Here is a 10390-nt window from a genome sequence, read left to right on the forward strand (position 1 = left end):
TTGACCCAGTCGAACACACCGGTTTGGCTTTGTCACTCATTCTCTCACCCAATCTTTCTTACCCCCATGAAAAATCTGTTCTTGGCTACTTGCATTGCAGCGGGCGTATCAGTTGCTTCACCTGTTTGGGCAATTGGCGGCCCCGGCCACGGTGCCTATTCACCCGCCATGATGAGCCGCGCCACGACGCTCACCCGCGCCCTAGCAGAACGCATCCATTTCAACGAAGCCCAGTTCATTGCCGTGAAGCAGCTGCACCTGAACATGCTCACCGAGCGCCGCGACCTTGAAATTCTTCTTAACGGCGCCAGCGCCGAAGAGCGGGACACCCAACTCTCTTGGGCGCAGCAGCGCTACGAGAGCGAGCTGATGTTCCTGCTCAAACCCCAGCAGCTGGTGGCATATCAGGCCCTTCGCACCAACTTCACCGCTCACCGGGTGAAGTAGGGGAGGCCCCTGCTGGACACAAAAAAGCCCGCCTTGCAGAGCGGGCTTTTTTGTGTCTGTTGTTTTTCTAATTACCAGTTGATAGCAGGTTTATAGCAGGTTGAATAAGCAGAAAACTGCTCAGTCAACCGCCCATAACTAGCGGGCGTTGATGTCCTGGTAGTCGCGCTCCAGCTCGCCGGTGTAAATCTGACGGGGACGGCCGATGGGTTCTTTGTTTTCGCGCATTTCTTTCCACTGGGCAATCCAGCCGGGCAGGCGGCCCAGGGCAAACATTACCGTGAACATCTCCGTGGGAATGCCTAGGGCTTTGTAGATAATGCCCGAGTAAAAGTCCACGTTCGGGTACAGCTTGCGCTCGATGAAGTACTGGTCGGTGAGAGCAGCTTGCTCCAGCTCCTGCGCAATTTTAAGCAAGGGGCTGTCCTGCAGGCCCAGGGCTTGCAGCACTTCGTCGGCGGCCTTCTTGATGATGGTGGCGCGGGGGTCAAAGTTCTTGTATACGCGGTGGCCAAAGCCCATAAGACGGAACGAGTCGTCCTTGGACTTGGCCTTGGCTATCCACTTGCTGGTATCGCCGCCGTCGGCTTCAATGGATTCCAGCATTTCAATCACCTCCTGGTTGGCACCGCCGTGCAGGGGGCCCCACAAGGCGTTGATACCCGCCGAAACCGAGCCGTAAAGGCTGGCGTTGGCCGAGCCCACGAGGCGCACGGTGCTGGTGGAGCAGTTCTGCTCGTGGTCGGCGTGCAAGATGAGCAGCTTGTTGAGGGCGCGCACCACAATGGGGTTGACTTCGTACTTCTCCGTGGGGAAGCTGAACATCATGTACAGGAAGTTGGCGCAGTAGTCGAGGTCGTTGCGCGGGTAGATAAGCGGGTGGCCCACCGAGTTCTTGTAGCTCCAGGCGGCAATGGTTGAAATCTTAGCCATGAGGCGCACGATGTTCAGGTCCAGCTCCTCCTTGCTGATTTCGGGCGCAATACTCTTGGGATAAAAAGCCGTGAGCGAGCAAATGAGCGACGACAAGATGCCCATGGGGTGGGCCGACGACGGGAAACCGTCGAGAATCTTGCGGATGTCCTCGTGCACAAGGGTGTGCTGCGTGATTTCGTGGTTGAAAGCGGCGAACTCCTTCTCCGTGGGCAAGGCGCCGTAAATCAGCAGGTAAGCTACCTCCAGAAAGCTCGACTTTTCGGCCAGCTGCTCGATGGGGTAGCCGCGGTAGCGCAGAATGCCTTCTTCGCCGTCGAGGAAAGTAATGGCGCTTTTGGTGGCTCCGGTGTTCTTGTACCCCGAATCGAGGGTAACGTAGCCGGTTTGGTCGCGCAACTTGCCGATATCAAACGCTTTTTCGTGTTCGGTGCCTTCAATGACGGGCAAGGTGATGGATTTGCCGTCGAGGATAAGTTCAGCAGATTCTGCCATGGGCGGGAGGGATGAGAAAGAAATTACGGTGCGAAACTAACGCATAAGCCGTAAGCCGGGAAATTTCCCGGCCTCGGAGTCAGGATAAATACAGGATAAACAGGGTGGAGGTTCGATAATAAATGCAACGATGCCGGCCTTGAGCTACTTGCCGATGCAGAATTCGGTGAAAATACTAGTAAGCAAGTCCTCCGATGAAATTTCTCCGGTAATCTCTCCCAGGGCGGCCAGCGCGTGGCGCAAGTCGGCGGCTAGCAGCTCGGTACCGCGGTTATTGTCGAGGCCGGCTTGCACTGCCGCCAGGTGCGCCGCCGCTGTTTCCAGGGCGCGGGCATGGCGCACGTTGGTGACAATGGTAGCCGAGGCCGTGTTCTCCAGGTCGGAGCCCCGCACCTGAGCCAGCAAGGCCGTCTGCAGCGCGTCCAGGCCCTGTTTGGGGCCGGCTGCCACAAGCACCAGTGGCACCGGTTGGGCAGGCCCCTCAAATGCGGCCACGAAGCTGGCCTGGGTTTCCGGCGAGGCCAGGTCGGTTTTGTTGCCCACGGCCACTACCGGCAAGTGCAGCCCCTCGGTAAGCTCCTCAATCTCGCTCCGCACTTCAGCGGGCGTCACTTCGGTCAGGTCAAACAAATAAAGCAGCAGGGCCGCTTGGCGCACCCGCTGCCGCGTGCGGCTCACCCCAATGGCTTCAATCTCATCGGCGGGGTTATCGCGCAGGCCGGCCGTGTCCACAAACCGAAACCGGATGCCCTCCAGGCTCACTTCGTCCTCGATGAAGTCCCGGGTGGTACCCGGAATGGCCGAAACAATGGCGCGTTCTTCGCGCAGCAAAGCGTTGAGCAGCGTGGATTTGCCGGCATTGGGGCGGCCGGCTATCACGGCGGTGATGCCGTTCTTTATAACGTTGCCTAGCTCAAAGGACCTCAGCAGTCCGGCTATTACGCCCCACACTTCGGCCAGCAGCAGCGCTAGGCCGCTGCGGTCGGCGAACTCCACGTCTTCTTCGCCGAAATCGAGCTCCAGCTCCAGCAGGGCCGCAAACTTGATGAGCCGGCCCCGCAGCTCGCGCAGCTCCTGCGAGAAGCCGCCGCGCAGCTGGTTTAGGGCCACGCGATGGCTCAGGGCTGAGTCGGAGGCGATGAGGTCGGCGACGGCCTCGGCCTGGGCCAGGTCCATGGCGCCGTGCAGGAAAGCGCGCTTGGTGAACTCGCCGGCTTCGGCCAGGCGGGCTCCCTGCCGGAGCAGCACGGCCAGTACCTGGCGCACCACGTAGTCGGAGCCGTGGCAGCTGATTTCCACCACGTCTTCCCGAGTGAAGGAGCGCGGGTTGCGGTACAGGGCTACGACTACTTCATCCAGCAGCTGCTGGGTTTCGGGGTCGCGCAGGGTGCCGTAGTGCAGGGAGTGGCCGGGGGCCGCGAGCAGGCTCTTCTTGCTGAAAACGGTGGCGGTAATGGCTATTGCGGCGGGACCGGAGAGCCGAATCACTGCTAACGCCCCGGCACCGGGAGGGGTAGACAACGCGACGATGGTGTCGGAAAAAATTGTCTGAACCACGGGATTTTGGGATTAAGCAAATGGGTCGCAGTTGGTGGCCGGACCCTGATAAATGGCTATTCGGTAACGAACAAGTTGCAGCTTACTTCGGCCGATATCAATGCGGTGCGTTCCGCATTAACTCTGATTTCGAATGAATTGTCATACGTTACTTTGTCCAGTACTTCAACTAGAGCACCCAGTTGTAGGCCTACTTTGTCGAGGTATTGCAGGAAGGGCGCCGTGGTGTCTTTAACCGCGACCAGGGTGCCGCGCTCGCCGGCCACCAGGTCGGCCAGCAGACGGTGGGTGGGGCGGCGCATGGCCCCGTCTTCGGCGGGAATGGGGTCGCCGTGGGGGTCCAGGGCGGGGTGGCCCAGAAAGGCATCGAGCCGGCGCATGAGCAGCGGCGACTGTACGTGCTCCAGTTCCTCGGCTACTTCGTGCACCTCGTCCCAATTAAAGCCCAGTTGCTGCACCAGAAAAACCTCCCAGAGACGGTGCTTCCGGATGGTGAGCAGGGCCAGGCGCTTGCCTTCGGGCGTCAGCTGCACGCCGCGGTACCGCTCGTAAGCCAGGAGGCCCTTGTCGGCCAGGCGGCGGAGCATGTCCGTAACGGAGGCCGCGCGCGTGTCGAGGGCGGCGGCTATGCGGTTGGTGCTCACGCCGGCGGCGTCCGGCGCGTCTTCGGCCAGCTTGTAAATGGCCTTGAGGTAGTTCTCCTCGGTTTGGCTGGGGAGCCGCGAAGGTTGCGCCGGAAGGGGGGAGGGAATCATGCTGACGGCGTCAGTAGGAGGTGTAATAAGGGCGGACAGGCGAGGCAAAGCAGCAACTACTGCCATTCTGCCCCGCTCGGTGTCCAGAAAGACGGAATCTCAAGCGGGTAGTGCCTGAGGTGGCCCGGTTTAGAATTTCAACAGGGCCGAGGCCCAGGTAAAGCCGCTACCAAAGGCGGCCATGCACACCAGGTCACCGCGCTTGATTTTACCTTCCTGCACGGCTTCGCTCAGGGCAATGGGGACCGAGGCCGCGGTGGTGTTGCCATAGCGCTGGATATTGCTGTAGACTTTGTCGTCGGATAAGCCCATTTTCTGCTGCACAAACTGCGTGATGCGCAGGTTGGCCTGGTGCGGAATGAGCATGTCGATGTCGGCGGCCTCCATGCCGTTCTGGTCCAGGGCTTCTTTAATGACCTGGGGAAAGCGCACCACGGCGTTTTTAAACACGGTTTGCCCGTTCATGTAGGGGTACAGGTCCTGCGGGTGGTCTAGCACGTACTGCAGGCGGTCGGCACGGTTCGAGCCGGGCTCCTTCACAATCAGCTCTTCGGCGTGCTCGCCCTGCGAGTACAGGTGCGTGCTGAGGATGCCCTGGCCTTCCTGGGTGCTGGGGCGCAGCAGCACGGCGCCGGCGCCATCGCCAAAAATAACGGAAACCGTGCGGCCTTCGGGGGATTTGTCGAGGCCCGAAGAATGGATTTCGGAGCCCACCACCAGCACGGTGTCGTACATGCCGGTGCGAATGAACTGGTCGGCTACGGACAGGGCGTAGATGAAGCCGGAGCACTGGTTGCGCACGTCCAGAGCGGGGCAGTTGTTGGTGATGCCCAGCTCGCGCTGCATGAGCACGCCCGAACCGGGAAAGAAATAATCCGGCGAAAGCGTGGCGAAGACAATCATCTGCACGTCGTTGGGAGCCACGCCGGCCATCTCCATGGCTTTGCGGGCGGCGTTGGCGCCCATGTTGGCGGTGGTATCGGTGCCTTCTTCAAACCAGCGGCGCTCCCGAATGCCGGTGCGCTCCTGAATCCAGGCGTCGGAGGTGTTCATCATCGGCTCCAATTCCGCGTTGGTAACCACCCGGGTGGGCACATAGTGGCCGACGCCGGCAATGTAAGAATGACGCAAAGTTGCCATGAGGAGCTAAAGTTGGAGTGGGATTTTTGAGGATACGTGAGTGGTAGCGCAAACGAGGTTGCCGCCAAAAGAAGCGGCTCCGAACACACAAAACGGGGGGCAAAGGTGGCAGGTTAAACGAGAGAATCCAGCAAAAGCCACAATTTTTTGCCTTCTTCCGTCCACAGTACGTCAATTGGAACGCCTTGGGGATAGAAATTGGTCCCTCGCAGCTCATCTACCAGTGCAGGCGCGTCAAACGGTTGGTCAAAGTCCAGCTGTAGGCCCGCGCCGTGCTGCTGCAGCACCAGTTGCCACTGGGCATTGGGCGAGGTGATAATCGGCAGGCCGTGGGCCAGGTACTCAAACAGCTTGGTGGGCCGGCAGCGCGCCGTGCTGGTGTGGGGCCGGTAAGGCAGCAGGCCCAAGTGGCTGCGTTCGATTTCGGCCACTATTTGCGCGTGCGGCACCAGCTCGTGGCCACCAATGAGGGTGAGCCACTCGGCATTTTCGGCCGCTAGCTGCTGCAGCTGCCGCAACAGTTGCGGTTGCTGGCAAAATCCAATAACGGTTAGTTGCACGCCACCGGGCCAGGCCCGGCGTAGCTGCCCGGCAAACCAGAAAGCCTCCAAAATGCCGTTGAGCTCCGAGATGGTACCTGAAAACAGCAGGCGCAGGGGCTCGCCGGGCAGCGGAAACTTGCTGGGCTGGTGCGGCAAAAGCTGGCCGGGCAGGGGCTGGTACTTGTTTTCCAGCACCAGCACGCGGTGGGGCGGCAGCTTGCGCAGAAAGGGTAGCTCGTCAGCGTAGCTGGCTTCGGCCAGGATGATGGCTGCGGCCCGGCAGGCGGCCAAGCCCTGCACCCAGCGCAGCGCCGCGGCCACCCCGCGCCGCACCAGCCCGCGGTATACGCGCTGGGTAGATACGTTGAGCGCGTAGTTTTCCTGGATATCGTAAATGAACTTGCGGCCCTTGCCCAGCCACTGCCACAGCAGCGTGAGCGGCAGGAGCTCCGGGGCGTGCACGATTACCACCGCTGGCTGCAGCACGCGCAGCAGCCGCCAGTAGCGCCCCTGGGCTAGCAGGCGGTTGAAGCTAAGCCGAGAGCCCAAAAAAATAGCGTGGTGGCAAATGCGGGGAAAGGCTTCCACCAGCCGGTAATCCAAATCGTCGGGCGTGGCGCGGCCCGCTACGTGCACCTGCACCTGCGGGCGGTTGAGCAGCGTTTCGGCAAACTTTCCGCGCATGCGGGTGTCGTCTACGGGTTTCAACACCGAAGCCAGCAACACCAATAAACGGGGGGGACTGGAGCCAAGCACGCCCCAAAGATGCTAGTTTTGCCACTTCCAAGCGGGGCTGGCATTTTCCAGTGCCCTTCCGGAAGCACATTTAAACTTCTCATGGCTGAATTACAAACCCTAATCGAGCAGGCCTGGGCCGACCGCGCCCTGCTCCAAACCCCCGAAATTAAAGCGGCCATTGAGCACGTCATCGAGGAGCTCGACAAAGGCCGCTTGCGAGTGGCCACCCCGCCCGCCGAAGACGGCGGGGAGTGGACCATCAACGAGTGGGTGAAGAAAGCCGTGATTCTGTACTTTCCCATTCGCCAGATGAATACGCAGGAAGTGGGTCCTTTTGAGTTCCACGACAAAATGGCCCTCAAAACTGACTACGCTGGCCAGCAGGTGCGCGTGGTACCGCCCGCCGTGGCCCGCTACGGCGCGTTTCTGGCCCCCGGCGTCATCCTCATGCCCAGCTACACCAACATCGGCGCCTACGTGGGCGAGGGTACCATGGTGGACACCTGGGCCACTGTGGGCAGTTGCGCCCAAGTGGGCAAGGGCGTGCACCTGAGCGGCGGTGTGGGTCTGGGCGGCGTGCTGGAGCCCGTGCAGGCGGCTCCGGTTATCATTGAAGACGGCGCGTTCATTGGCTCGCGCTGCATTCTGGTGGAAGGCTGCCGCATCGGCAAGGAGGCCGTGATTGGCGCGGGCGTCACCATCACCGGCAGCACCAAAATCATCGACGTGACCGGCCCCGAGCCCAAGGAGTACCGTGGCTATGTGCCGCCCCGCTCGGTGGTCATTCCCGGCTCCATTCCCAAACAGTTTCCGGCCGGCGAGTACCAGGTGCCGTGTGCCCTCATCATCGGCCAACGCAAGCCGAGCACGGACTTGAAAACGAGCCTGAATGATGCACTGCGGGATTTTGGGGTGAGTGTCTAGACCACGGATGAGCTCGGATTTTCCGGATTACACGGATTTTGTGGACGAATTCAGAACCAGCAAAAAAGGCCGCTCAATTGAGCGCCTTTTTTGTGGTTGGTATTTTGTTTCAAGAAAGCAGTTGGTTTTGTAGTCGTCCACAAAATCCGTGAAATCCGGAAAAATCCGAGCTCATCCGTGGTCTAGATGCCTGCTTTTAGTTTATCGCCAAATAGTGCCTTCACCTTATCCACCTTGGGGCGGGCCACAAACTGGCAGTAGGGCTCGTGGCCGTGCTGGTTGTAGTAGTTCTGGTGGTAGTTTTCGGCGGGGTAGAAAGTGGGCGCGGCCATGATTTCCGTCACCACGGGATTGGGGAAGGCCTGGTTGTCGTTGAGTTTCTGCTTGTAGCCTTCGGCCAGCTGCTGCTGCTGCTCGTTGTGGTAGTAGATGCCCGAGCGGTACTGGGGGCCCGAGTCGTTGCCCTGGCGGTTGAGGGTGGTGGGGTCGTGGGTTTTCCAGAAAATTTCCAGCAACTCCTCGAAACTGATAACGGCCGGGTCGAAGGTGATGTCGATGACTTCGTTGTGGCCCGTGAGGCCGCTGCATACTTCCTTGTAGGTTGGGTTGGCGATGCGGCCACCGGCGTAGCCGGATACCACTTTTTCCACGCCCTTCAGGTTCTGAAATACGGCTTCGACGCACCAAAAACAGCCTGCTCCAAATGTTGCTTTTTCCATGTACTGGGGAGATTTATTAAGATGTAAATACAACGCGCTGCCACCCGCTTGGGTTATTGCCTAGCCGCCAGCGTTCGGGCGCGCATTGTGCGGCCATAACAATCGCCGCTGCCATATTGTGCCGTAAACAGGGCGGCGCTCCGGAGAAAAGGCCACCGCAGCAAAGCGGTGGCCTTTTCTCCGGAGCGCGTTGTGGCCCCTGCTGACTAGCGGCGGAACCGCTCGGCTACCACCAGTTCCTTCGAGCCGGCCGTGTATTGGTAAAAGCCTTCGCCGGACTTGGCGCCCAGGCGGCCGGCCATTACCATGTTCACTAGCAGGGGGCAGGGGGCGTATTTGGGGTTGCCCAGGCCCTCATGCAGCACCCGTAGGATGGCCAGGCACACGTCCAGGCCGATAAAGTCGGCCAATTGCAGGGGCCCATGGGGTGAGCCATGCCCAGCTTCATCACGGTGTCAATTTCTTCCACACCGGCCACGCCTTCAAACAGCGAAATAATGGCTTCGTTAATCATGGGCATCAAAATGCGGTTGGCCACAAAGCCGGGGTAGTCGTTCACCTCGGTGGGAGTTTTGCCCAACTGGCGCGACAGGTCCATCACCTGCTCGGTCACGGCGTCGGAGGTGGCGTAGCCCCGAATTACTTCCACCAGCTTCATCACCGGCACGGGGTTCATAAAGTGCATGCCAATGACCTGCTGCGGGCGCTTGGTGACGGCGGCAATCTTGGTGATGGAAATGGACGAGGTGTTGGAAGCCAGAATGGTATCGGCCGGTGCGAACTGGTCGAGGTCGCGGAAGATTTGCAGCTTCAGGTCCACGTTTTCGGTGGCGGCTTCTACTACCAGGCCCACGTTGGCCACGCCCTCTTGCAGCGACGTGAAGGTGCGCAGGCGCCCCAGCGTGGCGGTTTTATCGTCCTCGCTCAGGGTGGCTTTGCTTACCTGGCGGTCCAGGTTTTTGGTGATGGTGCCCAGCGCGCGGTCCAGGGCCGGCTGGCTGATGTCGATGAGGGCCACGGAAAAACCGTGCTGTGCAAATACGTGGGCAATGCCATTGCCCATGGTGCCGGAACCAATAACGGCTACGTTCATAATTAGCGGGAAAAGAGGGAAAACAGCTGAGTAAAAAAGTTCAACAAAGCTACGCGTGTATTTGCTGCCGCCATTTTTGTTTTAAAATTGAAAAATATTTTTCCACTTATTATATCCTTTTGCAAAGTGCCGCGTACAATGCCCCAGAGACGCTTATTTTTCTTTCACCTCCTTCAAACTTTCTCTCGTCATGGGTAATCTCCTGTACATCATCGCCGTCATTCTTGTCATCATTTGGGCAATTAGCTACTTCGGTGGTTTCTTCACCGGTGGCATTATTCACACCCTGCTCGTAATTGCAATCATCGCCATCCTGCTGCGTGTAATTAGCGGCCGAAGCGCGGTATAGTTAGCCCCTAGGGGTAACCAAAAAGCAAAAAAAAGCCTGGCTGTTAATTCAGTCAGGTTTTTTCGTGTCTGCGAAATTCGATTTGCTACTTCCCGATGTTGAACAAGAAATTAAACCGAATGACCGGGTTGGGGTAGAGGCTTTCAAACGAGTCGTTGAAATTGTAGAGCAACAGAATATCGGCCGCTGCCCGGTCGCTGAACTGCTGGCGGTAGCCCGCCCCCAGCAGCGGGCTTTCGATGCTTTGCGAAAGCCCCCTGCCGGTGGGGTTGTTATTGGAATCGTATTCCAGCACCTTGGCCCTGGTTACTTCGTATTCGGCGTGCGCAAAAAACTGTTGGTAAACCCGGAATTGCGCAAAGGCCTTCACGCCGAAGTTATTGCTTTTCAGCGTTTGGCCCTGGCGGTTGTTCCCAAAGTCCACCGAGTTGTTGCTGTAGGAGTAGGTGATGCCGGGGCCGATGGCCAGCCGGTCGTTTACGCGGTAGCCCAGCGCGGGCGACGCCCCAATCACGAACTGGCTAACCTGGGCAGCACCCGCGAAATAGCTATTGTAGCCCAAGCTAAAGCCTGAGTATACAAAGAACTTGGTGGTGGGCGCCGGGGTGTTGCTCGCCTCTCGCGACTCCCGCGTGCCCGGCAAGTCCAAGCCGGAGGGCCGGTCAGGCGAGGGCTGGGGGGGCGGCGCCTGGGCGGGG

At 59.5% G+C, this 10390-nt stretch carries 10 protein-coding genes and 1 pseudogene; 3 read left to right on the forward strand and 8 right to left on the reverse strand.

What is annotated here, in order from left to right; all coding sequences use genetic code 11:
* Positions 1–66 precede the first annotated feature (66 nt).
* The gene (locus tag BEN47_RS09945) at positions 67–447 is read left to right on the forward strand and encodes a hypothetical protein (RefSeq protein ID WP_125921606.1); all 381 of its coding nucleotides are present in this window, start codon (positions 67–69) and stop codon (positions 445–447) included.
* A 138-nt stretch (positions 448–585) separates the two neighbouring features.
* Here the strand turns inward: BEN47_RS09945 and BEN47_RS09950 are convergent, their stop codons facing one another.
* From BEN47_RS09950 to BEN47_RS09970, 5 genes are all read right to left on the reverse strand, one after another.
* Positions 586–1875, reverse strand: coding sequence for a citrate synthase (locus BEN47_RS09950; protein WP_070727940.1), 1290 nt, complete (start codon positions 1873–1875; stop codon positions 586–588).
* A 144-nt stretch (positions 1876–2019) separates the two neighbouring features.
* Positions 2020–3432 carry a tRNA uridine-5-carboxymethylaminomethyl(34) synthesis GTPase MnmE gene (gene mnmE / locus BEN47_RS09955; RefSeq protein WP_070727942.1) on the reverse strand — a complete coding sequence of 471 codons (1413 nt, stop codon included), beginning with the start codon at positions 3430–3432 and terminating at the stop codon, positions 2020–2022.
* A gap of 56 nt (positions 3433–3488) precedes the next feature.
* Positions 3489–4187, reverse strand: coding sequence for a metal-dependent transcriptional regulator (locus BEN47_RS09960; protein ID WP_070727944.1), 699 nt, complete (start codon positions 4185–4187; stop codon positions 3489–3491).
* 129 nt (positions 4188–4316) lie between these two features.
* A complete protein-coding gene (locus tag BEN47_RS09965) occupies positions 4317–5318 on the reverse strand; it encodes a 3-oxoacyl-ACP synthase III family protein (RefSeq protein ID WP_070727966.1) in 1002 nt (333 codons plus the stop codon).
* A 122-nt stretch (positions 5319–5440) separates the two neighbouring features.
* The gene (locus tag BEN47_RS09970; RefSeq protein WP_139147363.1) at positions 5441–6580 is read right to left on the reverse strand and encodes a glycosyltransferase family protein; all 1140 of its coding nucleotides are present in this window, start codon (positions 6578–6580) and stop codon (positions 5441–5443) included.
* Between the two features lie 126 nt (positions 6581–6706).
* Here BEN47_RS09970 and BEN47_RS09975 point away from each other — a divergent pair, with 126 nt between their 5' ends.
* Entirely contained in the window at positions 6707–7531 is an 825-nt protein-coding gene (locus tag BEN47_RS09975; RefSeq protein ID WP_070727949.1) for a 2,3,4,5-tetrahydropyridine-2,6-dicarboxylate N-succinyltransferase, read from the forward strand.
* Positions 7532–7713: 182 nt separating this feature from the next.
* On the opposite strand, the gene msrA is transcribed toward BEN47_RS09975, so the two are convergent.
* Entirely contained in the window at positions 7714–8250 is a 537-nt protein-coding gene (gene msrA / locus BEN47_RS09980; protein ID WP_070727952.1) for a peptide-methionine (S)-S-oxide reductase MsrA, read from the reverse strand.
* Positions 8251–8456: 206 nt separating this feature from the next.
* Positions 8457–9346: pseudogene (locus BEN47_RS09985) on the reverse strand (3-hydroxybutyryl-CoA dehydrogenase).
* Between the two features lie 187 nt (positions 9347–9533).
* Between BEN47_RS09985 and BEN47_RS20910 the strand changes: the two are divergent.
* Positions 9534–9692, forward strand: a complete 159-nt coding sequence (locus BEN47_RS20910; protein ID WP_125921607.1) for a lmo0937 family membrane protein — start codon at positions 9534–9536, stop codon at positions 9690–9692.
* An 85-nt stretch (positions 9693–9777) separates the two neighbouring features.
* Here BEN47_RS20910 and BEN47_RS21435 read toward each other — a convergent pair.
* Positions 9778–10390, reverse strand: a 613-nt coding sequence (locus BEN47_RS21435; protein ID WP_204378303.1) for a hypothetical protein, incomplete at its 5' end; no start/stop codon positions are given.

It is taken from the genome of Hymenobacter lapidarius (genome assembly GCF_001816145.1).
Classification (GTDB): Bacteria; Bacteroidota; Bacteroidia; order Cytophagales; family Hymenobacteraceae; genus Hymenobacter; species Hymenobacter lapidarius.

Coding starts and splice junctions, on each gene's coding strand:
- BEN47_RS09975 (WP_070727949.1), top strand. CDS start 6,707: ATGGCTGAATTACAAACCCTAATCGAGCAGGCCTGGGCCGACCGCGCC.
- BEN47_RS09950 (WP_070727940.1), bottom strand. CDS start 1,875: ATGGCAGAATCTGCTGAACTTATCCTCGACGGCAAATCCATCACCTTG.
- BEN47_RS09945 (WP_125921606.1), top strand. CDS start 67: ATGAAAAATCTGTTCTTGGCTACTTGCATTGCAGCGGGCGTATCAGTT.
- BEN47_RS09960 (WP_070727944.1), bottom strand. CDS start 4,187: ATGATTCCCTCCCCCCTTCCGGCGCAACCTTCGCGGCTCCCCAGCCAA.
- msrA (WP_070727952.1), bottom strand. CDS start 8,250: ATGGAAAAAGCAACATTTGGAGCAGGCTGTTTTTGGTGCGTCGAAGCC.
- BEN47_RS20910 (WP_125921607.1), top strand. CDS start 9,534: ATGGGTAATCTCCTGTACATCATCGCCGTCATTCTTGTCATCATTTGG.